At 65.3% G+C, this 26,601-nt stretch carries 26 protein-coding genes; 10 read left to right on the top strand and 16 right to left on the bottom strand.

What is annotated here, in order from left to right; translation table 11 throughout:
- The first annotated feature begins 104 nt into the window (after nt 1-104).
- From AC07Y4_RS10075 to AC07Y4_RS10050, 6 genes are all read left to right on the top strand, one after another.
- Nucleotides 105-812 carry a FadR/GntR family transcriptional regulator gene (locus AC07Y4_RS10075; protein ID WP_159273772.1) on the top strand — a complete coding sequence of 236 codons (708 nt, stop codon included), beginning with the start codon at nt 105-107 and terminating at the stop codon, nt 810-812.
- 47 nt (nt 813-859) lie between these two features.
- Nucleotides 860-1,870, top strand: a complete 1,011-nt coding sequence (locus AC07Y4_RS10070; protein ID WP_307582850.1) for a sialic acid TRAP transporter substrate-binding protein SiaP — start codon at nt 860-862, stop codon at nt 1,868-1,870.
- Nucleotides 1,871-1,879: 9 nt separating this feature from the next.
- Entirely contained in the window at nt 1,880-2,437 is a 558-nt protein-coding gene (locus tag AC07Y4_RS10065) for a TRAP transporter small permease (RefSeq protein ID WP_070060225.1), read from the top strand.
- Between the two features lie 31 nt (nt 2,438-2,468).
- Entirely contained in the window at nt 2,469-3,863 is a 1,395-nt protein-coding gene (locus tag AC07Y4_RS10060; protein WP_095743531.1) for a TRAP transporter large permease, read from the top strand.
- A gap of 47 nt (nt 3,864-3,910) precedes the next feature.
- Complete coding sequence (locus AC07Y4_RS10055; RefSeq protein WP_487848600.1) at nt 3,911-5,437, top strand: UxaA family hydrolase; 1,527 nt, start codon at nt 3,911-3,913, stop codon at nt 5,435-5,437.
- A gap of 77 nt (nt 5,438-5,514) precedes the next feature.
- On the top strand, nt 5,515-6,573 hold the full coding sequence (locus AC07Y4_RS10050) for a malate/lactate/ureidoglycolate dehydrogenase (protein WP_487848601.1): 1,059 nt from the start codon (nt 5,515-5,517) through the stop codon (nt 6,571-6,573).
- Here the strand turns inward: AC07Y4_RS10050 and AC07Y4_RS10045 are convergent.
- The 4 genes from AC07Y4_RS10045 to AC07Y4_RS10030 all read right to left on the bottom strand — a co-directional run bounded on the left by AC07Y4_RS10045 (nt 6,570) and on the right by AC07Y4_RS10030 (nt 10,430).
- The gene (locus tag AC07Y4_RS10045; RefSeq protein WP_495274464.1) at nt 6,570-7,454 is read right to left on the bottom strand and encodes a DMT family transporter; all 885 of its coding nucleotides are present in this window, start codon (nt 7,452-7,454) and stop codon (nt 6,570-6,572) included. The two genes, AC07Y4_RS10050 and AC07Y4_RS10045, sit on opposite strands and share 4 nt — an antisense overlap.
- Before the next feature lie 187 nt (nt 7,455-7,641).
- Complete coding sequence (gene slmA, locus AC07Y4_RS10040) at nt 7,642-8,292, bottom strand: nucleoid occlusion factor SlmA (protein WP_062471138.1); 651 nt, start codon at nt 8,290-8,292, stop codon at nt 7,642-7,644.
- Nucleotides 8,293-8,380: 88 nt separating this feature from the next.
- Nucleotides 8,381-9,274, bottom strand: coding sequence for an acetylglutamate kinase (gene argB, locus AC07Y4_RS10035; RefSeq protein ID WP_062471140.1), 894 nt, complete (start codon nt 9,272-9,274; stop codon nt 8,381-8,383).
- Between the two features lie 64 nt (nt 9,275-9,338).
- Nucleotides 9,339-10,430, bottom strand: coding sequence for a glycosyltransferase family 4 protein (locus AC07Y4_RS10030; protein ID WP_062471143.1), 1,092 nt, complete (start codon nt 10,428-10,430; stop codon nt 9,339-9,341).
- Between the two features lie 45 nt (nt 10,431-10,475).
- On the opposite strand from AC07Y4_RS10030, the gene AC07Y4_RS10025 reads away from it, so the two are divergent.
- Nucleotides 10,476-11,234, top strand: a complete 759-nt coding sequence (locus AC07Y4_RS10025) for a glycosyltransferase family 2 protein (protein WP_095743527.1) — start codon at nt 10,476-10,478, stop codon at nt 11,232-11,234.
- Between the two features lie 85 nt (nt 11,235-11,319).
- Nucleotides 11,320-13,338, top strand: a complete 2,019-nt coding sequence (locus tag AC07Y4_RS10020; RefSeq protein WP_495274463.1) for an acyltransferase family protein — start codon at nt 11,320-11,322, stop codon at nt 13,336-13,338.
- A gap of 40 nt (nt 13,339-13,378) precedes the next feature.
- On the opposite strand, the gene AC07Y4_RS10015 is transcribed toward AC07Y4_RS10020, so the two are convergent.
- Entirely contained in the window at nt 13,379-14,443 is a 1,065-nt protein-coding gene (locus AC07Y4_RS10015; protein WP_159273766.1) for a glycosyltransferase family 2 protein, read from the bottom strand.
- A gap of 10 nt (nt 14,444-14,453) precedes the next feature.
- Complete coding sequence (locus AC07Y4_RS10010; RefSeq protein WP_495274462.1) at nt 14,454-15,458, bottom strand: glycosyltransferase family 2 protein; 1,005 nt, start codon at nt 15,456-15,458, stop codon at nt 14,454-14,456.
- 357 nt (nt 15,459-15,815) lie between these two features.
- Between AC07Y4_RS10010 and AC07Y4_RS10005 the strand changes: the two genes are divergently transcribed.
- Nucleotides 15,816-16,619, top strand: a complete 804-nt coding sequence (locus tag AC07Y4_RS10005; RefSeq protein ID WP_070060234.1) for an ABC transporter permease — start codon at nt 15,816-15,818, stop codon at nt 16,617-16,619.
- 2 nt (nt 16,620-16,621) lie between these two features.
- Nucleotides 16,622-17,326 (top strand): ABC transporter ATP-binding protein, encoded by a 705-nt coding sequence (locus tag AC07Y4_RS10000; RefSeq protein WP_070060235.1) that lies wholly within the window; start codon nt 16,622-16,624, stop codon nt 17,324-17,326.
- Between the two features lie 56 nt (nt 17,327-17,382).
- Here AC07Y4_RS10000 and AC07Y4_RS09995 read toward each other — a convergent pair whose 3' ends face one another.
- Genes AC07Y4_RS09995 through AC07Y4_RS09950 form a run of 10 tightly spaced genes read right to left on the bottom strand, consistent with a single transcriptional unit; the run spans nt 17,383 to nt 26,523 of the window.
- On the bottom strand, nt 17,383-18,318 hold the full coding sequence (locus AC07Y4_RS09995) for a glycosyltransferase family 2 protein (protein WP_070060236.1): 936 nt from the start codon (nt 18,316-18,318) through the stop codon (nt 17,383-17,385).
- Nucleotides 18,315-18,680 carry a GtrA family protein gene (locus AC07Y4_RS09990; protein ID WP_070060237.1) on the bottom strand — a complete coding sequence of 122 codons (366 nt, stop codon included), beginning with the start codon at nt 18,678-18,680 and terminating at the stop codon, nt 18,315-18,317. The genes AC07Y4_RS09995 and AC07Y4_RS09990 overlap by 4 nt, the downstream gene beginning before the upstream one ends.
- Before the next feature lies 1 nt (nt 18,681).
- Nucleotides 18,682-19,599, bottom strand: coding sequence for a transketolase family protein (locus tag AC07Y4_RS09985; RefSeq protein WP_495274461.1), 918 nt, complete (start codon nt 19,597-19,599; stop codon nt 18,682-18,684).
- Nucleotides 19,596-20,408, bottom strand: a complete 813-nt coding sequence (locus AC07Y4_RS09980; protein ID WP_495274460.1) for a transketolase — start codon at nt 20,406-20,408, stop codon at nt 19,596-19,598. Before AC07Y4_RS09980 ends, AC07Y4_RS09985 begins: the two co-directional genes overlap by 4 nt.
- Nucleotides 20,405-21,457 (bottom strand): NAD-dependent epimerase/dehydratase family protein, encoded by a 1,053-nt coding sequence (locus AC07Y4_RS09975; protein WP_216360103.1) that lies wholly within the window; start codon nt 21,455-21,457, stop codon nt 20,405-20,407. The genes AC07Y4_RS09980 and AC07Y4_RS09975 overlap by 4 nt, the downstream gene beginning before the upstream one ends.
- Nucleotides 21,450-22,781, bottom strand: coding sequence for a lipopolysaccharide biosynthesis protein RfbH (gene rfbH / locus AC07Y4_RS09970; RefSeq protein WP_495274459.1), 1,332 nt, complete (start codon nt 22,779-22,781; stop codon nt 21,450-21,452). The genes AC07Y4_RS09975 and rfbH overlap by 8 nt, the downstream gene beginning before the upstream one ends.
- Nucleotides 22,774-23,856, bottom strand: a complete 1,083-nt coding sequence (gene rfbG / locus AC07Y4_RS09965; protein ID WP_495274458.1) for a CDP-glucose 4,6-dehydratase — start codon at nt 23,854-23,856, stop codon at nt 22,774-22,776. The genes rfbH and rfbG overlap by 8 nt, the downstream gene beginning before the upstream one ends.
- Nucleotides 23,853-24,626: a glucose-1-phosphate cytidylyltransferase gene (gene rfbF, locus AC07Y4_RS09960; RefSeq protein WP_095743521.1), complete on the bottom strand. Its 774-nt coding sequence runs from the start codon at nt 24,624-24,626 to the stop codon at nt 23,853-23,855. Before rfbF ends, rfbG begins: the two co-directional genes overlap by 4 nt.
- Nucleotides 24,627-24,677: 51 nt before the next feature.
- A complete protein-coding gene (locus AC07Y4_RS09955) occupies nt 24,678-26,003 on the bottom strand; it encodes a hypothetical protein (RefSeq protein ID WP_495274457.1) in 1,326 nt (441 codons plus the stop codon).
- Between the two features lie 37 nt (nt 26,004-26,040).
- Nucleotides 26,041-26,523: an acyltransferase gene (locus AC07Y4_RS09950; RefSeq protein WP_095743519.1), complete on the bottom strand. Its 483-nt coding sequence runs from the start codon at nt 26,521-26,523 to the stop codon at nt 26,041-26,043.
- Between the last annotated feature and the right edge of the window lie 78 nt (nt 26,524-26,601).

The raw sequence follows: 26,601 nt of genomic DNA, 5'->3' as shown, positions 1-26,601 counted from the left end.
GACATCTGTGAATCGCCGTATTCTGAATTGGCCTTACCACTTGTCCAATTCAGGACAACCCTTAAGCCGATCCACCGCCTCGCCCGCACCCACACCCTGCTCCCGTGCCGCTCCAGACCGTCGAACCCCAACGCCTCTATCGCCAGATTGCCGACCAGCTCCGGGGGCTGATCGCCAAGGGCGAATTCGACGTGGGCGCGCGCCTGCCCGCCGAGCGCGACCTGGCCAAGCAGCTCGGCGTGAGCCGGCCCTCGGTGCGCGAGGCGCTCATCGCGCTGGAGGTCGAGGGCTGGGTCGAAGTGCGCACCGGCTCCGGCGTGTACGTGCTCGACCGCTCGCACCGCGCCAGCGCACCGGTGGCGCCCACCGAGTGGGGGCCGCTGGAGCTGATCCGCGCGCGCCGCGTGATCGAGGGCGAGACCGCCGCCATCGCCGCCCTCTCGGGCAAGCGCAAGGACGTGGACGCGATGACGCGCGCCATCGCCACCATGCGCGAGATGGCCGACCGCAACGTCATGCCGCTGGACGGCGACCGCGCCTTTCACCTGGCCATCGTCGGCGCCAGCGGCAACGTGGTGCTGGTCGAGACGGTGCAGGGCTTCTGGGATTCACGCCGCGGCCCGATCTTCACGCGGCTGGGCGGCTACTTCGAGACCGTGACCTCGTGGCGCGCCGCCATCACCGAGCACGAGGCGATCCGCGACGCCATTGCCGCGCGCGACGCCGAGGCCGCGCGCAGCGCGATGCACACGCACATGGACAACTCGCACCACCGTTTCAGCGCGAGCTGGCGCCGCGCCAAGCCCGCCTGATTCCTCGCCAGCCTTCCTGCCAGTTCACTACAACGGAGACACACCCCATGATCAGCAGCAGCAAGAACAGCAAACGCACCGCCCTCAAGGCCCTGGCCGCCTGCGCCCTCGCGGCCGGCGCGCTGGGCGCGACGGGCATCGCCTCGGCGCAGACCAAGCTCAAGTGGGCGCACGTCTACGAGACCTCGGAGCCCTTCCACAAGTACTCGGTGTGGGCGGCCGAGGAGATCAAGAAGCGCAGCAACGGCAAGTACGACATCCAGGTGTTCCCGGCCTCCAGCCTGGGCAAGGAAGCCGACATCAACCAGGGCCTGACGCTGGGCACGGTCGACATCGTGCTGACCGGCGCGAGCTTCGCGGGCAACAGCTACAAGCCGCTGGCCATCACCTACTTTCCGTTCATCTTCCGCGACGCGGAGCACCAGCTGAAGTACGCCAGGAGCGACGTGTTCAAGGAGCTCGCCAAGGGCTACGACGACAAGACCGGCAACCACATCACGGCGCTCAACTACTACGGCGCGCGCCACGTCACCTCGAGCGCGGCCAAGCCGGTGAGCAAGCCCGAGGACATGAAGGGCCTGAAGATCCGCGTGCCCGACGCGCCCGCCTACCTGGCCTTCCCCAAGTCGCTGGGCGCCAACGCCACGCCGATCGCCTTCGCCGAGGTCTACCTGGCGCTGCAAAGCGGCACCGTGGATGCGCAGGAGAACCCGCTGCCCACCATCGAGGCCAAGAAGTTCTACGAGGTGCAGAAGAACATCTCGCTGACCGGCCACATCGTCGACTCGCTGCTCACCGTGGTCTCGGGCCAGCTGTGGGCCAAGCTCAGCGCCGACGAGAAGAAGATGTTCAACGACGTGATGCAGGAAGCCGCCGAGAAAACCGGCCGCGAGATCATCGCCTCCGAGACCCGGCTGGTGGAGGAGTTCAAGAAGAAGGGCAACAACGTGATCACGGTCGACAAGGGCGCGTTCCGCGAGGCCGTGCTCAAGAACACCAAGCCCACCGACCACGGCTACCGCCAGCAGGACTACGACCGCATCATCGCGATCAAGTAAGGCCACACGATGAGCGACGACAAGCTGCTGGGCGACGACGGCGAGTTCCACGCCAAGGACGAGGCCGTCGACCTGTCCGGCACCACCGTGGAGGCCTGGGCCGCCCTGGGCATCTTCTGGGTGTTGGGCCTCACGGTGCTCTACCAGTTCGTGACGCGCTACGTGCTGAACGACTCGGCCTCCTGGACCGAGGAGATCGCGCGCTACCTGCTGGTGGGCACGGTGTTCGTGGGCGCGTCGATCGGCGTGGCACGCAACAACCACATCCAGGTCGACTTCTTCTACCGCCACATGCCGCCGGCCATGGGCCGCGCGCTGGGCCTGCTCGTCGACGTGCTGCGCACGGCGTTCTTCGCGGCGGCCGTGGTCATGACCGTGCAGATGATGCTCAAGATCGGCAACAACGCGAGCATGACCATCGTCGACCTGCCGATGAACATCGTCTACGGCGTGTGCCTGCTGGGCTTCGTCGCCATGTGCGTGCGCTCGGTGCAGGTGAGCGTGGTGCACTGGCGCCGCGGCTACTGCGTGCTGGAGCGGCCCGAATCCACGATCGACGACCGCTGAGGTCGCAACCCCACTCCATCACGACAACAACATGCTGAAGATCGCCTTCCTGCTCTTCATGAGCGCCGGCATCCCGGTCGCCGTGGCCATGGCCGGTGCCTCGCTGGTCTACATCCTCTGGAGCGGCAACCTGCCGGGCTTCGTCGTCATTCACCGCATGGTGAGCGGCGTCGACAGCTTTCCGCTGCTGGCCGTTCCCTTCTTCATCCTCGCCGGCAACCTGATGAACAACGCCGGCATCACCAACCGCATCTACAACTTCGCGCTCGCGCTGGTGGGCTGGCTCAAGGGCGGCCTGGGGCACGTGAACATCCTGGGTTCGGTGATCTTCTCGGGCATGAGCGGCACCGCCATCGCGGACGCGGCAGGCCTGGGCACGATCGAGATCAAGGCGATGAAGGAGCACGGCTACTCGACCGAGTTCGCGGTCGGCGTGACCGCGGCCTCGGCCACGCTGGGGCCGATCATTCCGCCGAGCCTGCCCTTCGTGATCTACGGGATGATGGCCAACGTGTCGGTGGGTGCACTGTTCATCGCGGGGCTGATGCCGGGGCTGATCATGACGCTGCTCATGATGCTTACGGTGGCCTACTACGCGCACAAGAACGGCTGGGGCGCGGACGTGAAGTTCCAGTGGCCGCGCCTCATGAAGGCGCTGGTCGAGCTGCTGGTGGTGTGCCTGTGGCCCACGCTGCTGTGGTTCGCAGTCGACAAGTTCGGCGCGCCGGCCCAACCGGCGGTGGCCATTGCGCTGGTGATTCTTTTCGCGGCCGACAAGGTCTTCAAGTTCGAGGCGGTGCTGCCGATCATGACGCCGGTGCTGCTCATCGGCGGCATGGCGACGGGCCTGTTCACTGCCACCGAAGGCGCCATTGCCGCCTGCGTGTGGGCGATGGTGCTGGGCTTCTTCTGGTACCGCACGCTGCAGTGGAAGATGTTCGTCAAGGTCTGCCTGGAGACGGTGGAATCGACCTCGACGGTGCTCTTCATCGTGGCGGCCGCCTCGATCTTCGGCTGGATGCTGACGGCCACCGGTGTCACGGCCGACATCGCGAGCTGGGTGCTCAACTTCACCAAGGAAGCCTGGGTGTTCCTGCTGCTCGCGAACCTGCTGATGCTGTTCGTGGGCTGCTTCCTGGAGACCACCGCGGCCATCACGATCCTGGTGCCCATCCTGCTGCCGATCTCGAACCAGCTGGGCATCGACCCGGTGCACTTCGGCGTGGTGATGGTGCTCAACCTCATGATCGGCGTGCTGCACCCGCCGATGGGCATGGTGCTGTTCGTGCTGGCGCGCATCGCCAACCTCAGCATCGAGCGCACGACGATGGCGATCCTGCCCTGGCTGGTGCCGTTGCTGTTGAGCCTAGGCATCATCACCTACTGGCCTGCCACCGTGCTGTGGCTGCCGAAGATCATGCAGTAACGACCACCACCGGCGCACCCGCGCCGGCTCCGAGAACGATACCCACGATGACCCCCTACATCCGACTCCATCCCGCCGACGACGTCGTCATCGCGCGCTCGCAACTGCTGGGCGGCACGCTCGTCGAGAACGTGGCCGTGCGCGGCCTGATTCCGCCGGGCCACAAGGTCGCCATGCGCGCCATCGCGCAGGGCGAACCGGTGCGCCGCTACAACCAGATCATCGGTTTCGCGAGCAAGGCCATTGCCGCTGGCGAGCACGTGCACACGCAGAACCTGGACATGGGCCCCGACAAGGGCGACTTCGAACGCGACTACGCCTTCGGCGCCGACGTGAAGCCCGCGCCCGCGAAACGCGAGGCCACCTTCATGGGCATCCGCCGCGCCGACGGCCGCGTGGCCACGCGCAACTACATCGGCGTGCTGACCAGCGTGAACTGCTCGGCCACGGCCGCACGCGCCATTGCCGACCACTTCTCGCGCAAGACGAATCCGCAGGCGCTCGCGGCGTTCCCGAACGTCGATGGCATCGTCGCGCTGACGCACGGCACCGGCTGCGGCATGGACACGCAGGGCATGGGCATGCGGATCCTGGAGCGCACGCTCACGGGCTATGCCACGCACCCGAACTTCGCGGGCGTGCTGGTGGTCGGGCTCGGCTGCGAAGCCAACCAGATCAACGCCTGGCTCGCAACGGGCCACCTGGCCGAAGGCGAGAACTTCCGCACCTTCAACATCCAGGACACGGGCGGCACGCGCAAGACGGTCGAGAAGGGCGTGGCGCTCATCAACGAAATGCTGCCGCGCGCCAACGCGGTGAAGCGCGAGCCGTGCAGCGCGGCGCACATCACCATCGGCCTGCAATGCGGCGGTTCCGACGGCTACTCGGGCATCAGCGCGAACCCGGCGCTGGGCGCGGCGGTCGACCTGCTGGTGGCGCACGGCGGCACGGCCATCCTCAGCGAGACGCCCGAGGTGTACGGCGCCGAGCACCTGCTGACGCGCCGCGCGGTGAAGCGCGAGGTGGGCCAGAAGCTCGTCGATCGCATCAAGTGGTGGGAGCACTACACAGAGATCAACGAGGGCGAGATGAACAACAACCCCTCGCCGGGCAACAAGGCGGGCGGACTCACGACCATCCTCGAGAAATCGCTGGGCGCGGTCGCCAAGGGCGGCACCAGCAACCTCGAAGCGGTGTACGAGTACGCCGAGCCCGTCACCGCGCATGGCTTCGTCTACATGGACACGCCCGGCTACGACCCGGTGAGCGCCACGGGTCAGGTGGCGGGCGGCGCGAACCTGATCTGCTTCACGACCGGGCGCGGCTCGGCCTATGGCTGCGCGCCCTCGCCCTCGCTCAAGCTCGCGACCAACTCGGCGCTGTGGCAGCGGCAGGAAGAAGACATGGACATCAACTGCGGCGAGATCGTCGACGGCACGGCCTCGATCCAGGAGATGGGCCAGCGCATCTTCGAGCTGGTGCTGGCCACGGCCTCGGGCGCGCACTCGAAGAGCGAGCAGCACGGCTACGGGCAGAACGAGTTCGTACCGTGGCAAGTCGGCGCGGTGATGTGAGGCCAATGCAGCCCCTGCCCGCCCGCCCCGTCGGCCACCGCCACGCCATCACCTTGAACGCAAGAGGAGCCTGATCCATGTCCAGAACCCTGCCGGCCGACGGCCTGCAAGCCAACGTCGCCCGCATCCTCGAAGCGGCGGGCAGCAGCACCGCCGAAGCGCAGCAGGTGGCCGCCAACCTCGTGCTGGCCAACCTCAGCGGGCACGACTCGCACGGCGTGGGCATGCTGCCGCGCTACATCGATGCGGTGGCCGAAGGCGGCCTCGTGCCCAACGCGGCCGTGAAGGTCAACCTCGACATCGGTACGCTGATGGGCCTGGACGGCCAGCACGGCTACGGGCAGATCGTCGGCGTGCAGGCGATGGAGCTCGGCATCGCGCGCGCGAAGCAGCACGGCAGCTGCATCTTCACGCTCGCCAACGCGCACCACCTGGGGCGCATCGGCCATTTCGCGGAAATGGCGACGGCGCAGGGGCTGGTGGCGATGCACTTCGTCAACGTGCTCTCGCGGCCCGTGGTGGCGCCCTGGGGCGGCGGCGACGGGCGCTTCGGCACCAACCCGTGCTGCATCGGCATTCCGCTGGCGGGCGCCGAGCCCTTCGTGCTCGACTACGCGACCAGCCGCGTGGCGCAGGGCAAGATGCGCGTGGCCCACAACAAGGGCGAGCAGGTGCCCGACGGCTACCTCATCGACGAGCGCGGTGCGCCCACCAACGACCCGGGCGTGGTCGTGGTGCCGCAGGGCAACGGCCTGTTCGGCGCGCTCATGACCTTCGGCGAACACAAGGGCTACGGCATGGCGGTGGCGTGCGAGCTGCTGGGCGGCGCGCTCACGGGCGGCGGCACCTGGCACCGGCCGGCGGACACGGCGCGCACGGTGCTCAACGGCATGCTGACGGTGCTGATCGACCCCGTGAAGCTCGGCACGCAGAAGGCCTTCGACGAGGAGGCACGCGAGTTCATCGGCTGGCTGCGGCAAAGCCCGCCGGGCCAGGGCTTCGAGGCCGTGCAGATCGCGGGCGAGCCGGAGCGCCGGGCACGCGCGGCACGCCGGCGCGACGGGGTGTGGGTCGATGACGCGACCTGGGGCGAGATCGTCGCCGCCGGCGCCAAGGTGGGCGTGGCCCTGAACTAACGCCGCGTCGCCTGGCGCGACTTCTGGCTCAGCACCAGCGCGATGCCGCCCAGGATCGCCACCGAGGCGAGCGCCAGCCGCGGCGTGATCGCTTCCGACAGGAACAGCACGCCGCCGAACGCCGCCAGCAGCGGCACCGACAGTTGCACCGTCGCCGCCCGCAACGCCGACAGCCGGCCCAGCGCCGCGTACCAGACGACGTAGCCGAGCCCCGAGGTCAGCGCGCCGGAGGCCACGGCCAGCGCAACGCCGCGCGCATCGGCGTGCGCGCGCGTGGCGAACACAAGACTCAATGCCAGGGCCAACGGCACGGCACGCAGGAAGTTGCGCGCCGTGGCAGCTAGCGGATCGGCCACGCCGCGGCCGCGCAGCGAATACACGCCCCACGCCACGCCCGCCACCGCCATCAGCACGGCGCCCAGCAGCGGCGGCGCCGCAACGCCCGGCGACACCAGGTAGACGAGGCCGGCCGCCGCAAGGACGAAGCCGCACCACGCGAGCACCCCGAAGCGCTCGCCGCCGCCCAGCCCCGCGCCCAGCATCGTGAGCTGCACCGCACCGAAGAGGATCAGCGCGCCCGTGCCCGCCGGGAGGCTGAGGTAGGCGAAAGAGAAGAACGCGACGTACGCGAACAGCATGACGGCCGGGAGCCAGCCGGTGTGCCCGAGCGCCGCCGGCTGTGCCCGGAAGCGCACGACGAGCGCGAGCGTGATCGCCCCCGACGCGAGCCGGATGCTGCCGAAGCTGGCCGGGTCGATGCCGCCGTGCTGCAGCGCGAGCCTGCACAGCAGCGAGTTGGCCGCGAACGCGACCATGGCAACCGCGGTGAGCGCAACGGCGTGCAGGAGAGGGGCCGGGCGGGCGGCGGCGGCATCAGGCATGGCGCGCCCCGGAAGGCCAGCGAAGGCGGGAAGGACAAGCACTCATGCGAGCCTCCGATCCAGAGGTCATGCGAAACGGGCTTGTCACCGCGGCACCGCGTGGCGGCAAGGGAGGAAATTGATCGTACGCGCCGCCAGGGGCCGCGTCGAGTTCAGCGTGGCGGCGCCGGACTTGCCGGCAAGGCCGTCAAACGATCAGGGCGATCGTGGCTTCCAGGTGTTCGGACGGCGCGCGGCGGAAACCCGAGCGCGCAAAGCGCTGCAGCTGCCCCACCACGAAGGCCGTGAGCGCCGCGGCGCGCACCTGGGCGTCGACGCTGGGCGTGGCCGAGCCGTCGGCGGCGGCCGCGCCGCGCAGCACCTGGCGCAGCGTGGCCTCGATCTTGTCGAAGAACTGGTTCATGCGCTGCTGCAGGCGCTCGTTCTCGAACACCAGCGCGTCGCCGACCATGACGCGCGTCATGCCGGGGTTGCGCTCGGCGAACTGCACCAGCAGCACGAGGATGCGGGCCGCCTGCTGGCTGCCGGTGGCGCCTTCGCGCTCGAGGATCTGGTTGACCAGCGTGAAGACGCTCTGCTCGATGAAGTCGATGAGGCCCTCGAACATCTGGGCCTTGCTCGCGAAGTGGCGGTACAGGGCCGCCTCGCTCACCTCAAGCCGCGCGGCCAGCGCGGCGGTGGTGACCCGCTCGGCACCGGGCTGCTCCAGCATGGCGGCCAGTGCCTGCAGGATCTGCACGCGCCGCTCGCCCGGCTTGGGGCGCTTGCGCGTCGGTGCGGCGGCGGGCGTGTCGGCCGGGGTCTCTACGCCGGGGGCAGCTGTCTCTTCGTTCTGCATGGGAGCGCGTGCAAAGATGTAATCAATTGATTCTCGCACAGCGCAGTGAGCGCGCGCCTTCCGCCGACGGAAGGCACGCGGAGGGCGCTCAACGCGCCCGGATCATCGTGCCGTAGGCCTGGTCGGTCAGGATCTCGAGCAGCATCGCGTGCGGCACGCGGCCGTCGATGATGTGCACCGCGTTCACGCCGCTCTTGGCCGCGTCGAGCGCGCCTTCGATCTTGGGCAGCATGCCGCCCGAGATGGTGCCATCGGCGAACAGGTCGTCGATTTCGCGCGCGCTCAGGTTGGTGAGCAGGTTGCCGTTCTTGTCGAGCACGCCGGGCGTGTTGGTCAGCAGCATGAGCTTCTCGGCCTTGAGCACGGTGGCCAGCTTGCCGGCGACGACGTCGGCGTTGATGTTGTAGCTCTCGTTCTCCTCGCCGAAGCCGATGGGGCTCACGACGGGAATGAAGGCGTCGTCCTGCAGCGCCTTGACCACGCTGGGGTCGATGGAAACGATGTCGCCGACCTGGCCCACGTCGTGGTGCACGTTCGGGTCGGTGCGGTCGGCCAGCTTGAGCTTTTGCGCGCGAATGAGGCCGCCGTCGCGTCCCGTGAGGCCCACGGCCTTGCCGCCGGCCTGGTTGATCAGACCCACGATGTCCTGCTGCACCTCGCCGGCCAGCACCCATTCGACGACTTCCATGGTCTCGGCGTCGGTCACGCGCATGCCCTGCACGAAGCTGCCCTTCTTGCCCAGCTTGTTCAGCGCGGCCTCGATCTGCGGGCCGCCGCCGTGCACCACCACCGGGTTCATGCCGACCAGCTTGAGCAGCACCACGTCTTCGGCGAAGTCGGCCTGCAGCGCCGGGTCGGTCATGGCGTTGCCGCCGTACTTGATGACGATGGTCTTGCCGTGGAACTTGCGGATGTACGGCAGCGCCTGGGCCAGGATCTCGGCCTTGTCGCGCGGAGGGATGTTGAGGACGGGGTCGGTCATGGGCGGTCAGGCTCCAAAGCGGTGGACGATGGGAAGAATTCTCGCAACAAGGCGGCGCCGGCGGTCAGGGCCGCAGCCAGCGCGGGACCTTGAAGCGCACGATCATCAGGTACGCCCCGACGTAGGTCGTGACGAACAGAAGGCAGAACAGCATCAGCACGAAGGTGTTGTTCCAGAACAGCACCGCGGGCACCACCGACAGCGCGGCGAACATCCACAGGTACGGCGAGGTGCGGTTGTTGCGCGCCAGCAGCTGGCGCGCCTCGTCGTCCGCGAAGGCCACGCGCACGATGCGCCGGAAGATCAGCTGATGGAAGTGCAGCGCGTCCGCCGTGCCCGGCGACTGGCCCCGGGCCAGCTTGCGGTAGATGGAGAACAGCGTCTCCCACACCGGGTAGATCAAGAGCAGCATCGGGAACCATGGCGACACCACGCGGTGGCGCTGCACCAGCGTCACGCAGGCCACGGCGATCACCATGCCCCAGACGTAGGCGCCGCCGTCGCCGGCGAAGATCTTGCCGCGCGGGTAGTTCCAGACCAGGAAGCCGAAGGTGGCGCCGACCAGGCAGATCACCATCGCGGCCAGCTGCCGGTCGCCCAGCTGCAGCGCCACGTGCGAGATCGCCAGGCACACGAGCACGGCCACGGTGCCGGCCAGCCCGTTGTAGCCGTCGATGATGTTGAAGGCATGCGGCAGGCCTCCGATGGCCAGGGCCGCGAAGACCAGCGAGGCATAGGGCAGCAGCGCGAGCCAGCCGTCGAGCGTCTCGAAGCCGGTGCGCGCCACGCCCAGCCCCTGCACCCAGCACACCAGCAGCGCCGAGCCGATCGTCAGGCCCAGCCGGTAGCGCACCTTGACCTGCTGGGTCACGTCTTCGACGATGCCGCCGAGCACGGCGGGCAGGATGCACACCAGCGTGAGCATCGAGGACTTGAGCGGCCAGGCGATGTTCAGCGGCTCGATCAGGCCGGCGCCCAGCCAGGCCGCGCTCATGCCGAGCATGATGCCGGCCCCGCCCAGGCGCGGCACGTGGCCCTTGTGGAAACGCTGGGGCATGTCGGCGCCGTAGCGGCGCGCGTGTCTGCGCGCGCGGCGCATGAACAGCTGCACCGCGATGGCAGAGACGAAGAAACTGAGGATGATCAGGGCAATCATGAGTGGGGTTGGGGGAACCCTAGAATTCCCGAGCGAAATTAGACCATGCCCACGCCCCCTTCTTCACCCCACGCCCCGGTCACCCTGTCGATCGTGAGCCACGGCCAGCTCGCGCTGGTGCTGCCGCTGCTCGAGCAGCTCGACCGGCACAGCCGGGACGCGATCGCCAAGGTCGTGCTCACGCTGAACATTCCCGAGGCCGACCTGCTCGCAGGACGCCAGTGGGGTTTCGCCATCGAGCGCATCGAGAACGCGGCGCCCCTGGGCTTCGGCGCCAACCACAACCAGGCCTTCGCGCGCTGCGACACGCCCTGGTTCCTGGTGCTCAACCCCGACATCCGCTTCGATGCCGACGTGCTCGCCCCGATGCTCGCCCAGGCCGCGCCCGACGCCGGCCTGATGACCCCGCGCATCCTGGAGTCGGGCCGGCCCGAGCCCGAGCCGCACCGCGCGCTGCTGACCCCCTTCGAGATCCTGGGCCGCAAGAAGCCCGGCTACCAGCCGCCGGCCGTGCCGGCCTGGATTCCGGGCCTGTTCATGCTGTTTCGCAGCGAGGCCTACCGCAAGATCGGCGGCTTCGACGAACGCTTCTTCATGTACGGGGAAGACTTCGACATCTGCGCCCGCACCCGGCTGGCCGGCTGGAAGCTCCAGGTGACCGAAGACCTGCGCGCGCGCCACGACGCCCAGCGCGCCAGCCACCGCAGCAAGAAGTACCTGTACTGGCACGTGACCAGCCTGCTCAAGGTGTGGCTGTCGGGCGCTTTCTGGCGCTACTGGCGGCTGCAGCGCGCCGCCGCCTGAAAAAGGCACGGCGGCGTTTGCGAGGACAATCGGGGCCGAAAAGCCCCGCACGAAAAGCCCGCAAGCGCCGCTTTCAGCACCGACGATGACGACCACGAGCAGCCCGACCTCCCTCCCCGAACACGCCCACCTGGTTCACCCGAAATACCGCCCGGACATCGACGGGCTGCGCGCGGTCGCGGTGCTCTCGGTGCTCGGCTACCACGCGTTCCCGCAGTGGATCAAGGGCGGCTTCATCGGTGTCGACATCTTCTTCGTCATCTCGGGCTTTCTGATCACCACCATCATCCTGGGCAGCTTCCAGGGCGACGGCTTCAGCTACCGCGAGTTCTATGCGCGGCGCGTGAAGCGCATCTTCCCGGCGCTGGCGCTGGTGCTGCTGGCCACCATGGCCTTCGGCTGGTTCGCCCTGCTGCCGCACGAATGGGAACAGCTGGGCAAGCACGTGGCCGCGGGCGCAGGCTTCGTGTCGAACTTCGCCTTCTGGAACGAGGCCGGCTACTTCGACAACGCCGCCGAGACCAAACCGCTGCTGCACCTGTGGTCGCTGGCCATCGAGGAGCAGTTCTACATCTTCTGGCCCGTGCTGCTGGGCCTGGCCTGGAAGCGCAAGTGGCGCATGCTCACGGTGCTCGGCACGGTGGCGGCGATGTCGTTCCTGCTCAACGTGACGACCATCCACAGCCACCGCACGGCCGCGTTCTATTCGCCGCTGTCGCGCTTCTGGGAGCTGATGATCGGCGGCATGCTGGCCTATGCGCGGCTGCACCGACCGCCGCCGAAGCCGGGCTGGAGCCGCCACGCGCAGTCGATCGCCGGCCTCGTGCTGATCGTGCTGGGCCTATGCTACATCCGCGGCGGCAAGGCCTTCCCCGGGTTCTGGGCCATCCTGCCGTCGGTGGGCGCCTTCTTCTGCATCGCCGCCGGGCCGACCGGCGTGCTCAACCGCTATGTGCTCGCGTCCAAGCCGATGGTGTGGGTCGGCCTGATCAGCTACCCGCTGTACCTGTGGCACTGGCCACTGCTGGCCTATGCGCGCATCCTCGAGGGCAAGCTGCCGTCGGACGGCATCCGCGCGCTGATGCTGGTGGCGTCGTTCGTGCTGGCGTGGCTCACCTACCGGTTCGTCGAGCGCTACACGCGCCGCAGCGAGAACCCGACGGTGACGGCGGGGCTGGTGGCCGTGATGATCGGCTTCGTCGTGCTCGGCCTGCTGGCGACCACGCGCTACTACGTGGGCCGCCACAGCGATCCGTACTTCAACAAGACCGCCGCAGCCGCCAAGGACTGGGCCTACCCGGACGGCCTGAGCCCGATCAAGGTCGATGGCGAGGTGCTGCAGCAGATCGGGCAGGGCAAGCGGCGGGTGCTGTTCTTCGGGGACAGCCACGTCGAACAGTACGGGCCGCGCGCCGTCGAGCTCTCCAAGACCTCGCCGGGCACCCTCGATTCGCTCTCTTTCGTGACCTGGGGCGCCTGCCCGCCGATTCCCAACGTGGTCGACGAGCAGAACAACCTCTGCGGCGAACGCCGCGATGGCGGCATGCGGCTGGCCATGAGCGACCGGTTCGACGCCGTCGTCTTCGGCGGCTGCTGGAACTGCTACTTCACCGAGACCGGCAAGCCCAACGCAGAGAACGCCGCGGCCGACCGCTACTACTTCTTCGACGGCAAGGACAAGCGGCGCTTCATGGGCGGCGGTGGGGTGGACTTCTCGCTCAACATGCTCGAGACCGTGCTGACCACGTTGGCCAAGCACAAGCAGGTCTACCTGCTGCTGGACAACCCGGTCGGCGAGGGCTTCGGCCCCGAGGAGTTCATCAAGGGTGGCCGCCTGGGCGACATGCAAGTGGGCAAGATGTCGCCCACCGCTCCCTGGGACCCGCGGCAGAAGGCGCTGCACGAGCGCATGCGGCAGATCGCGCAGCGCAGCGGCGCCATCGTGATCGACCCGATCCCGACCCTGTGCCAGAAAGACTGGTGCACCCGCGCCGATGCCGACGCCACGCCGATCTACAAGGACGCAGGCCACCTGCGCGCCGAGTACGTGCGCTCGCACGCCACCTACATGAACCCGGCGATGACGTCGGCGCCGGCCCGCTGAGGACCGCGCTGCGGCGGCCTGCGGGCCGCCGCGGCGCGCATCAGGACTTGTAGACCTTGCGCAGGCTGCGGATGCCCGGCAGCTTCGTCAGCGCGCCGATGAAGCGCACCATGCCCGGCGTGCTCCGACGCAGCAGAAACAACGTGATCCACAACCGCAGCTTCTTCTTGCGGCCCACATACGGGTTCGCGAAGACGATGGCCGCGTAGTCATCGAGCACCGCCGTCATCTCGCCGCGGTACTGGTCGTCCTTCTTGATGGCCTCGATCGCCTCGTTCACGAAGAACAGCTGGAAGCGCGGCATCAGGTATTCGCGCAGGTAGTAGCGACCGCGCTGGTGCTCGTCGGGGAACATCTGCAGCAGCTTCTTGAAGTACTTGAAGCGGCTGCGCACCATGCGGATACCGAACGAGGTGCTGGCCGTGTGGATGCACCAGACCGTCACCGCCTTGTCCACGAAGTGATTGCTGTAGCCCTTGCGGAAGATGCGCAGGAACAGGTCGTCGTCCTCGTAGCCCATGAACTGCGAGTCGAAGCCGCCCACTGCGTCGAAGGCCTTGCGGCTCACGAGCGCGGCCGAGGGCAGGACGAACATGTCGTAGCGCAGCAGGTCGAAGATGCTGCGCTTCGGGTGCTGTGCGTGGTCCTTGATGACGCCGGTGCGGATCACGTTGCCGTCGCCGTCCGCCTCGTACAGGTCGGCGTAGATGTAGCCGAACAGGCGGTCGTCCCACGGGATCGACGACACCAGCGTCTCGATGTGGTTCGGCAGGTAGAAGTCGTCCTGGTCCAGGAAGCAGATGTACTCGGAGGTCGACGCCGCCACGCCCGCATTGCGCGCCGAGCCCTGGCCGCCGTTCTCCTTGTCGAGGATGCGAAACGGATAGCGGGCCGCCAGCCCGTCGAGCGCGGCGCGCTCTTCCGGGCGGGAGCCGTCGTTGACCACGATCACCTCGTGCGCCGGCACCGACTGCTCGAACACGCTCTTCACCGAGCGCTCGATGAAATCGGCGCCGTTGTAGAACGGGATGATGACCACGACGTTCGGCCAGGCCATCGGCTCGCCAGGCGGGGAAGGGTTCGCGGGGACGTTGGTTGGGTTCATTGTTGTTGTGTCAGACGGATTCGAAAAGATCGCGGACCACGCCGCGCACCCCGCGGCCGAACTTGTCGTAGCGACCGGTCATGGCCTCGCGCAGGATCGGCACGCACCGGGCCAGGCGCGAGGCCGGCAAGGCGGCGCGGAAACGCTGGTGCACGATCTTGCTGCGCACCTTGTCGATGATCTCGGGGGGCACGCGATCGCCCAGTTGCAGCAGGCGCTCCAGCAACAGCTCGGCCTTGATCGCGCGCTCGACGTGCGTGTTGCCGCGCGAGGCGAGCGCCTTGCGCACTTTTTCCTTGTAAGTGTCGCGGCGGGCGCCGATCTGGTTGGATTCGTGCTGGCGGTATTCGATGAGCGGCTCTTCCAGCAGGTCGACCCGCGACGTCGTCGACGCGATGATGGCCAGCCATTCGTCGTGCACCCACTCTACCGGCAACGGCAAGGCATCAGCGAGCAGCGAGCGACGGAAAACCGTGGTCGCACCGGTCACGAGGTTGCGGCGCAACAGCACGTCGAAGGCATTGCCGGCATGGACGCGCGCCAGCTCCGAAGGCGAAACCTCCAGGGCATGGAACAGCGTATGACCGATGTCGTGGCGGTCCGTGTCCACCAGGCGCGCGTCGGTGTGCAGCAGCACCAGGGTGTCGTCCTGCTCGAAACGAGTCACCATTTTTTCAAGCCGATCGGGCATCCAGACGTCGTCCTGATCGCTCAGCGCAATCAGCTCACTGGTGCATGCGCTGATGGCCTGCTCGAAATTCTTGACGACGCGCAGCGCCGTGGTGTTCTCGAAGATCCGCAACGCCACGGGATGTTGTGGCCGCTCGGCGGCGCATTCAGCAACGACGGCACGCACCACATCGACCGAACCATCGCGCGAGGCATCGTCGGACAGGACGATCTCGACCGGCGGACGGCTCTGAAGGCAGATGCTGCGAACCTGCTCGCGCAGGAAGCGCGCGCCGTTGTACGTGCACAGCGCAACGGAAACTTCAAGGGGACGGGTGATACTCATGGGTTGCTCGCTTTGTCGAGTGCGCGCGGCCCGTCAGATGTCTTTGCGGACGCTTTTTTACTTGTTCACGGGTGCCGATGGCCGGTGTTCCAATCGGGTCGCCGAATCAGCGCCGGTAAAATTATCGCCCACTTCACACCAAACCGAACATGCGCCCCTTCCGTCACACGGCCGAGGGACAGGTTCCCGGCCTTGGCAAGCTTCGCGATGACTGGCTTACCCGCCGTTCATCCATGAAAAAGGAAAACATCTCTTGACACGCATCGGCAGCGAAAAACTGGCGCTCGACGAAGCCGGTTTCAACAACCGCCCAGGCAAGGGCGGCACCGCCCCTCGGGCACACATTTCCGGACTCACATGAGCCAAGTTCACTCAAATCTGCACCGCAGCGTCTTCGCTGACTGGTGGGAAGGTACACGCCGGACCGACATCTGGTGGACGCTCGCCTGGTTCGATATCGTGCTGCGCTACCGGCGCTCGATGCTCGGCCCCCTGTGGCTCACGCTCAGCATGGGGGCCATGATCGGTGGCATGGGGCCGCTGTACAGCTCCCTGTTCGGCACCCCACTGGACAAGTTCTTTCCGCACCTGGCGCTCGGCATCATCTTCTGGAGCTTCTTCTCCAGCACGGTGACGGATGCGTGCAATGCCTTTGTCAGTTCGACCAACTACCTGAAGCAGGGCTACTTCCCCGTCAGTCTGTTCGTTTGGCGCAGCATCTCGCGCAACCTGATCCAGTTTGCACACCAGATCGTGCTGTACATCCCGGTCGCGCTCTGGGCGGGTGTCTCACTCGGCTGGTCTGCGCTCCTGGTCATTCCTGCGTTCCTGATCGCTGTGATCAACGCACATGCACTGGGGCTCCTGCTGGGCCTGATCTGCACGCGGTACCGGGACGTCACCCAGATCGTCACCAGCGTGATGCAGATGTTGATGTTCCTGACCCCCGTGTTCTGGATTCCTGAAAATCTTCCGGGGCGCGCCAAGTACATTCTCTGGAATCCCTTCGCGCAAATGCTGGACCTGCTGCGCACTCCGCTGATGGGTGGCGTGGCACATGCCCACAGCTGGTGGGGCATCCTGGGCTGGACCGCGGTAACCGTTGTCGCCGCGACCCTGGTGTTCGCCAAATACCGCCGCCGCGTCGTCTACTGGCTCTGATCATGGCTCTTATCTCTCTCAAAAACGTCGGCGTCAGCTTCCCCATCTATGGCGCCGGCGCCTCTTCGCTGAAGAAGACGATTGCTGCGTCGGTCACGGGCGGGCGCTTCGGCAAGGAAACCGGCGTCACTGTGGTGCAGGCGCTGAACGGCATCAACCTCGAGTTGAAAAGCGGCGACCGGCTCGGCCTCATTGGCCACAACGGCTCCGGAAAGTCCACCCTGCTGCGCACGCTGGCAGGCGTTTACGAACCCTCTTCGGGGGAAATGGTCCGCCAGGGCAGCGTGGCCAGCCTGATCGATCCGGCGCTGGGCATCGAGCCGGACGCCAGCGGCATCGAGAACATCATGCTCAGAGGCCTTGTGATGGGCATGAGCCGCAAGGAGATCGAGCGGCAGATCCCGTCCATCTGCGAATTCAGCGGTCTCGGCGAGTACGTCAACATGCCGGTGCGAACCTATTCCACCGGCATGATGATGCGCCTGGCCTTTTCCATCTCGACCAGCGTCGAGGCGGACATCCTGCTCATGGACGAATGGCTGTCGGTGGGCGATGCGGACTTCAACGAGAAGGCCGAGAAGCGGATGCGGGACGTCGTTTCGAAATCCGGCATCTTGGTGCTGGCCTCGCATTCGCCCGAGCTGATCGCCAAGGAGTGCAACCGCGTCATCCACCTCGAACACGGGCGGATCATCGAGGAGCGCTGAAGCGGATCGAACCGCCCCGGGCCCTTGTTGCGCGGGGTGGTTGCTCCGCCCGCCGTTCAGTTGTCGAAGTTCAGGCGTTCCCGCTCTACCACCAGCGGACGCTTCATCACATGCGTCAAGATGGCGCCGACATATTCGCCCAGAAGGCCGATGAAGAAGAGCTGGACCGAGGCGAAGAAGAACATACCGATCAGGATGGGCGCGGTGCCCATCGAGAACTCGCTCCAGAACAGCATCTTCAGGATCAGATAGAGCAGCGACACGCCAAGACTGACACCCGACAGCGCAAAGCCCACCATCGTGGCGATGCGCAGCGGTACCCGCGAATGCGAGGTGATGCCCAGCATCGCGATGTCGTAGAGCGTGTAGAAGTTGTTCTTCGTGATGCCGCGCTTGCGGCGCGGTTGGTTGTAGGGCACCTGCACCGCCTCGAAGCCGACTTCCGACACCAGGCCTCGAAGGTAGGGGTAGGGATCGTCGATCCGGCGAAGCTCCTCCAGCACCTGCCTGTCGTACAGGCCGAAGCCGGTGAAGTTCTGGATCAGCTTGACGTCGGCAATGCGCGTCACGGTCCGGTAGTAGGCGCGGCGGATCGCGAACATCAGGCCCGACTCGTCGGCGGTCGGCTTGACCCCGACGACCAGTTTGGCACCGTTGTGCCAGTGCTCGACGAAGGCCTTCATCAACTCCGGCGGGTCCTGGAGATCGGCCACCAGCAGGATCGCAGCATCACCGCGTGCCTGCAGCAACCCGTGGTACGGCGAGCGGATGTGCCCGAAATTCCGTGCGTTCAGGATCACCTTGACGTTGCGATCGGCAGCGGCCATCGCGCGCAGGATTTCCGGCGTTCGGTCGGACGAGAAGTTGTCGATGAACAGATGCTCATACGTCACGCCCTCGATGGTCTCGAAGACGGCGCGCGCCTGGCGGTACACCTCCTCGACGTTCTCTTCCTCGTTGTAGCAGGGGGTGACGACGGTGATGTGTTTCATGAAGCAGAGAAAACAAAGCGGCGCTGGAGCACAAAGGCGATCAGCGCCAATGGAAGAATGACCATCGCGTTCGCCACATAGACACTGAGCCCGGCACGCAGCAGCAAGGCAACCGAGCCGACATTGATCAGGTAGACGACGACGTACACCGCGACGAAGCGGCCGAGTTGCGACAAGGGGGCGCCACCAAAGACGAGCCGCCCCGTGCTCTGGAAATTGAACGCCACGCCGAGCACGGTCGCCAGTCCGATGGCGAGCGGGTACGCAAGTCCCGCCCACACGAAGGCAGCGAACAATGCGTAGCCCACCACGGTGTTCAATCCACCGACCAGCAGGAAACGCAGCAGCTGCGAATTCAGCATCTCAGGACATTTTCCACTTGCCGACGAAAGGCGCCACCCGCGCGCGCACCGACACCAGGTCGAGTCCATGATCGCGCATGGCATGGGCATAGGAGCCGCAGGTTTCAGAGAAACGCTCGCCCACACCAATGCGCAGCACCGGGACGGGCGTCGTCTCGGAGATCGCCTCCAGCACCGCGGCACCGAGTCCACCAGCCGCCGAATGCTCTTCCAGCGTGACGATGGCCCGGCTTTGCGCGGCAAGCGAACTCAGTTGCCCGGCATCGAGCGGCTTGATCCAGGGCGCACTCCAGACCGGCACACCGAGCTCGGCACCCAACGCGCATGCGGCCTTGACCATGGAGCCGGTGGCGATCAGCTGCACCGGGGCATTCCCCTCCTGCACACGGACCAGCTCACCGCGCACCAGCGAAGGCGCCTGGACATGCACGGCGCCCAGGTCGGCCTTGCCCATGCGCATGTAGACCGGGCTTTCGAGCGCCAATGCCGTCGACATGCAGGCCGTGAGTTCGTGCGCGTCGCACGGCGACATGATGTCGATGTGCGGCACCCCGCGCAGGCAGGCGATGTCTTCGAAGCTCTGGTGGCTGGTGCCCAGCGTGCTGTACACCAGCCCGGCACCGTCACCGGTGAAGATGACCGGCAGCTTCTCGTAGCAGACGTCGATCTTGATCTGCTCGAGGACCCGCACCGGCACGAAGGCGCTCAGGCCATAGACGATCGGCCGGAAGCCGGCCTTGGCCAGCCCAGCGGCCACGCCCACCATGTTCTGCTCGGCAATGCCGGCGTTGATGTACTGGTCCGGGCAGCGCTTGCGGAACTCGTCGAACAAGGCGTAGCCGTGGTCTCCTGTCAGGAGCACCACGCGCTCGTCCCTGGAAGCCGCCTCGACCAGGGCTGCGGAGAACGCGGCCCTCATGCCGATGCTCCCTCGAGTTCGCGCAGCGCCTGCGCGTACAGCTCAGGATTCAGGCGCGAGTAGTGCCACGCATTCACGTTTTCCATGTAGGAGACACCTTTGCCTTTCACCGTCTTCGCGACCAGCGCCTTGGGCCGGCCGTTGTGGCGCCCTTCCAGGTCGGTGATCGCCGCAGAGATGGCCTCCATGTCATGGCCATCGACCGTCAGCACATCGAAGTCGAAGGCTGCGAACTTGGCTCCGAGATCACCCAGCTGCATCACCTCGTCGGTGGTGCCCATCGCCTGGAAACCGTTCGCGTCCACGATGACCATGAGGTTGTCCAGCTTCGCGTGCGCCGCGAAGAGCAAGGCCTCCCAGATCGGTCCCTCGTTGATCTCGCCGTCGCCGATGAGGGCATAGCATTTCTGGCCGCTCTTGCGCCGCGACGCGGCCAGGGCAAGCCCCACGCCGACCGAAAGCCCATGACCGAGCGTGCCGGAGGTCACCTCGCACCCGGGCACGTGTGCGTCCGACAGCCCCTTGAGCCGGGAACCGTCGTGGAAGTACCTGTCGATGTCGGTGCGGTCCAGCCACCCCAACTCGTACAGGCAGGCGTATTGCGCCATCACGCCGTGGCCCTTGCTCAGTACCAGATGGTCGCGTGCAGGATCGGCGGCATTGGTCTTGTCGTAGCGCATGTGGCGCCCGTACAGGCAGGACAGCAGCTCGATGATCGAGAAGGCGCAGCCCAGGTGCACGGCGTTGCCTGCGTAGGCCATCTCGAGCACCGTCTTGCGCAGGGAGGCAGGGTCGAATGAATGTCTCATGATGAAAAAGATCGGTTGGTACCCGGCGTGGCAAGCCAGGAGAGGGTTCGGCGGATTCCTTCCTCGAGACCGACGGCATTCGTCAGCCCGAGCTCATCGGCCGCGCGCTTCACATCCGGAACGTACCGATGGCCGGCCAGACCCGGGACTGCGCGCCCTGCCACCTGGACAGGGATGCCCGTGCGTGCAACACGCGTCACCTCGCCGGCAAGTTCGGCGATGGTCACCTCGTTGTCGCCCCCGACGTTGTATACGCGGCCAGGTGCGCCCAACGCCAGGCAGCTCAGCAGCCAACGCGCCATGTCGCCCGCGTACTGATAGGTCCGGATCGCCTCGCCGCTTCCCTGCACCACGATGCCCTGGCCGTTCGCGGCCTGGGCAATGAACTGGGCCGCCGCAGCGCCGCTCGAAGGCAGCAGATAGGGCCCCAGGAATGCGAAACAACGCGCGACAACCACCTCGAAGGGCCAGGGTTGCGCCACGACGCTTTCTGCCCGGCGCTTCGCCCGGGTGTACGCATTCGCACCATCGGCCTCGTGCCACGGCTGCGATTCCGCGAGCCGCGCCACGCCCAACTGGGCGCCGTACACCGCGCCCGAGCTGACATGCAGAAGCCGGCGCACGCCACTGGCGGCCGCGAACTCGCACGCGCGACGCGTTCCCGCCTCGGACAGGTGCTCGAGCCGGCCAAGGTCCGCCCCGGGTGGAGCCACCGGCAATGCCGCATGGATGATGGACGAGAACGTTCCGCCTGGAAACTCGAAATCGACGACATCGCCCTGGTGCAATTCGACCGGCTTCGCCTTCGCGAGATGCGGGCTGCCTTGCGCGAACCGGTCGGGCTCGCGCGTCAGCACCGTCACGCGCAGGCCGAGACCCAACGCTCTGTCGGCATGCAGCAGGCATTCCAGCAGCCACTTGCCGACGAAGCCGGTGCCGCCCGTCAGGAACAGCGCCTGTCCGCGCAACACGTCCCACACGCTCGGCGCGGTCAACCTCAGCACCTCATCGAGTTCCGACGCCGGAACAGGAGGCGCAAGGTCAGTCAAAGCGCAGGCCGAGGTAGGTCTCGATGCTTTCGACGGCGTGATCGAGCATCGGCTCGGTCAGACCCGGGTAGACGCCGATCCAGAACGTGTCGTTCATGATCCGGTCGGTGTTCTTCAGCTCGCCGACCACGCGGTAGTTGCGGCCGATCATGTACGGCTGGCGCAGCAGGTTTCCCGCGAACAGGAGACGTGTGCCGACCTTCTGCTGGTCGAGGTAAGTGAGCAGGTCCACGCGCCGCGTGTTGGCCGCCTCGCGCAGGGTGATCGGGAAGCCGAACCACGACGGCTCGGAGCCCGGCGTGGCTTCGGGGAGCTCCAGGAACTCTTCGCAGCTGCGCAGGCGCTCCGTCAGGTAGGCGAAGTTCTTCTTCCGTGCCGCCACGAAGCCGTCCAACCGGTCGAGCTGGGCCAGGGCGCATGCCGCCTGCATGTCGGTGATCTTGAGGTTGTAGCCCAGGTGGGAATACGTGTACTTGTGGTCGTAGCCCTCGGGCAGATCGCCGAGCTTCCAGCAGAAGCGCTTGTTGCAGGTGTTGTCCTTGCCGGGCGCGCAGTAGCAGTCGCGCCCCCAGTCGCGGATGGATTCCGCGATCAGCCGGAGTTCGTCGTTGTTGGTGAACACCGCGCCGCCCTCCCCCATCGTGATGTGATGGGCGGGATAGAAGCTCAAGGTGCCGATATCGCCGAAGGTGCCCACGAGCTGCCCTTCATAACGTGCGCCCAAGGCATCGCAGCAGTCTTCGACCAGCCACAGTCCGTGCTTTTCACAGGCAGCCTTGACGACCTTCAGGTTGTACGGATTGCCCAGCGTGTGCGCCAGCATGATCGCCTTGGTGCGCGGGCCAATGGCGGCCTCGAGCAGATCGGCATCGATGTTGTAGGTTGGGATGTGCACGTCGACGAACACCGGGACTGCGCCGCACTGCAGGATCGGATTCACCGTCGTGGGAAAGCCCGCCGCCACGCCGATCACCTCGTCGCCGGGCTTGATTGCGCGGTCACCGAGCTTGGGTGATGTCAGGGTCGAGAACGCGACCAGATTGGCCGAAGAGCCGGAGTTCACGGTCATCAGGTGCTTCACACCCAGATAACCCGCGAGGCGGCTTTCGAACAGCGTATTGAAGCGCCCCGTCGTGAGCCATGCGTCGAGCGACGCATCGACCATCAGTTGCATTTCGGGTGTACCGACGACCTTGCCCGAAGGCGGGATCATGGTTTCGCCGGGCACGAAGGGCGTGGGCTCACTCGCCAGCTCGCCGTACTCGCCGACCAGCGCGAGGATCTTCTTGCGCAGCTCGTTTTTCTTGAAGGAGATTTCAGTCATGGGTGGGGGTTCTTTCGTATTGTTCGATTTGTTCAAGGGTAACGTCGGTCATGTCGCGACCGTCGAGCCAGGCGCGCTGCCAATCGACGATGGCACCGAGGCTTTGGCGCAGGTCCCAACGCGGCATCCACCCCAGCGTCTGCCGTGCCTTCGAGCAGTCGAGCTTCAGCCAGCTGGCTTCGTGAGGCTGGTCTTCTTGTGCATTGCTGCGCCATTGCGCGCCGCCGCCCCACAGATCGACCAGACGGTCCGCGATCCAGGAGACAGGTCGGGCGTCCGAATCCGCCGGGCCAAAGTTCCAGGGCTGCGCCCATCCCGGGCCCTCGGCATGCAGGCGCTCGGCCAGCATCATGTAGCCCCGAAGCGGCTCCAGCACGTGCTGCCACGGCCGGACCGCATGGGGGTTGCGAATGTCCGCCACACGCCCTTCGGCAAAGGCATGCAGCAGATCGGGCACGAGCCGGTCTTCCGACCAGTCGCCTCCGCCGATCACGTTGCCGGCACGGGCCGTTGCGAGCGCAACGCCGTGCTCGCCATGACGGGCTTCATTGAAGAACGAAGACCGGTACGAGGCCGCGACCAATTCCGAGCATCCCTTGCTGTTGCTGTACGGGTCGTAGCCGCCCATGGGTTCGTTCTCGCGATAGCCCCACTGCCATTCCCGGTTCTCGTAGCACTTGTCACTGGTCACGACCACGATCGAGCGGACGCTGCTGCAGGCGCGCGCCGCCTCGAGCAAGTGCACCGTGCCCATCACGTTGGTGGAATAGGTCTCCACCGGATCGACGTAGGAACGCCGTACCAACGGCTGGGCGGCCAAGTGGAACACCACTTCGGGCGCGAACTCGTGCAGGGCAGTGCGCAGTGCACCGAGGTCGCGCACGTCGCCGATCAGCGAATCCGTGGCCGAGCGCGCCATAGCCAGCGCATGCAGGCTGGGCTCGGTGGACGGCGCCAGTGCGTAGCCTCGGACAATGGCACCGTGCTTGCCCAGCCACAGCGCGAGCCAGCTGCCCTTGAAGCCCGTGTGCCCCGTGAGGAAGACGCGCTTGCCGCGCCAGAAAGACGGTGTCATTCCCAGACCTTCCACGGCGCCCGACCGCACGCCCACAGTTCTTCGAGGTGGGTCTTGTCGCGCAGCGTGTCCATCGGCTGCCAGAAGCCGCCGTGCTTGAAGGCGGCCAGCTGCCCCTCGGCCGCCAGGCGCTCGAGTGGCTCACGCTCCCACACGGAAGCATCGTCCACGATGTAGTCGATCACCGAGGGCGACAGCACGAAGAAGCCGCCGTTGATCATGGCGCCGTCGCCCTTTGGCTTTTCCTGGAAGCTGCGCACCTTGTCACCCTGCATGTCGAGTGCGCCGAAGCGCCCAGGCGGGAAGGTGGCCGTGAGCGTGGCCTTGACCTTCTGCGACTTGTGGAAGGCAATGAGTTCGGTGATGTTCAGGTCGGCCACCCCGTCGCCGTAGGTGAAGCAGAAAAGCTCTTCGTCCCGCACGTAGGGCGCCACACGCTTGAGGCGCCCGCCGGTCATGGTGTCTTCGCCGGTATCGATGAGTGTCACGCGCCAGGGTTCGGCCTTGCGGTGGTGGACTTCCATGGTGTTGCCGACCATATCGAAGGTGACGTCGGACATGTGAAGGAAGTAGTTCGCAAAGTACTCCTTGATCACGTAGCCCTTGTAGCCGCAGCAGATGACGAAGTCGTTCACACCGTGCGCGGCGTAGATCTTCATGATGTGCCAGAGGATGGGCTTGCCGCCCACCTCGATCATGGGCTTGGGCTTCAGGCCCGTTTCTTCCGAAATGCGGGTGCCCAACCCACCCGCCAAAATCACAGCCTTCACTTCTTCCCCCTTGAAAAGCAATCCAATTTTAATCGAGGCGAGTCACAGCATTCACCGCACCCTGCTCGTTCTCGCAGACCAGGCCACGCTCGCCAGAGCCAACGCTACAAAGACCGAAAAAATCTTGGGGAGAAAGAAATACCTTACCTCGAACTGCACCAAAACAAATATCACGAAGAAACAGGCGTAAAAAGAAGAAAACACCCAAAAATAGACAAGAAAATCAGATGATTTTCGAATTAAATACAGAAGAAAGAATGAGGCCGCAAACAAAATCAATACAACTGAATTTCCCAAATAGTCACCGGGAACATCCTCCGCCAAAAGCTTCGGAAAGGAGCGAATCGTCGGAAACCAGTAGATTCTTGCCAGCGACGCCTTGTACTCAACCCACTCTCCAAAATGGTCGAAGAATGCCTTGTAAAAAAGGGAGGGCTCTGTTTTTCCGCAAAAATCGGGCTCGAACTTACAGGCCAAATTCCCCCCGCCCGCCACAACAAAGCCTCCGTCCATCTCCCTCAATTTTTCCTCGGACATCAAGGCATTTCGGATGACGATGTCTTGCGTTTGAACCCAGTCCCATCTGCCGACGTCGACATAGTGATAAATGCGCCACGGCAGCATCAAGAGTTGCGCTGCAAGCACACAGATTGCCATCGCCTTCAGCGTAGTTGATCCGTTTGTTCGAATTGATTTTTTCTTTAAAAGAAAACTCAACGCCAGCACCAATACCACCAGCCCAAGAAAACCGACACTGAGCACAAGCGCGATCAGTTCATACTGCGAGCGAAAATAGGCCGCCAGCGCCAAAAAAACACCACCGGCCACTGCGTAGCGCACGACCCCGGTTCTGGCAGCAATCAGAAGAAGAAATGTGAATGTGATGAAGAATAGAACCGAAAACCCTTCGCCAAAGGAAAGGCCCACCGGTTGCAAAAGAAAAAATCTTGTGACCGGAAACAGGAATGGGACCAGCGGCAGCAACAGGGCCAAGAATGCCGGAACATAAAATGAAAGGTAGCGCCTGACCGTCATCAGCATGAAGACGCCAGTGACGATGGTCAACCCGAGAAGAACCACGAGAAACGGGGCTTCCGTGCCAAGCATCTTGAAAATTCCGCCCAACAGCAGCACGAATCCTGGCGGCCAGAGATTGAAGATCCAGGCGGACGGCTGCGCCAGCCACCCCTGATCAGCGACTTCAAGCCCAGCTCGGGCAAACGTTTTTGGATCGTTGATGGTCGGGAAATTCAAAAAATCCGGAACACTGATCCACAAGTTCGGCTGTATGGCACTGTCCCGGAACCAACTGATGGCGAGCAAGGCCGCCGCGTAAAAGAAAGCGACAGCAATTCGCTCCGTCGTTGTTTTTTTCATTCGTGAATTTTTCGACTTCCGACCGGGCGCGGGACGTTCATTCCTGATTCAAGAACCGGACATGGCGCGCCGGCGCCCCCACGACCAGCGAGAACGGTGCCACGTCGCGCGTCACTACGGCACCCGCCGCCACCATGGCATCATGCCCGATGGTGATGCCCGGCGTGATCACGGCGCCAGCCCCGATCGAAGCGCCGCGGCACACAGTCGTACGCAGAAACGACTCCGGATAGACCTTTGACCGGGGAAACAGGTCATTGGTAAAAATGGCGCCGGGGCCAATGAATACATTCGACTCGAGCGTGATGCCGTCCCAGAGATAGACTCCGGACTTGACTGTCACGTTGTCACCCACCACGACATCGTTCTCGATGAAGCAATGTGCCGACACATTACAATTGGCGCCAATGCGCGCACCCGCGAGAACAACATTGAATTGCCATATGTTTGTTCCATCACCAATTTCCTTGGCTTGAACATCGGCAAGAGAATGAATAAACGCCGAATTATTTGAAGTCATTTTGAGTCCATGCTTTCATGAAGTTTCACGAGATTCCGAATCGAGCCGCAACACGCACATCCATACAATGATCCGATT

The organism is Variovorax sp. GW460-12-1-14-LB1 (assembly GCF_059423605.1).
Note: the sequence above shows the minus strand (reverse complement) of the source record. Positions and strands in the feature narration are given on the sequence as shown.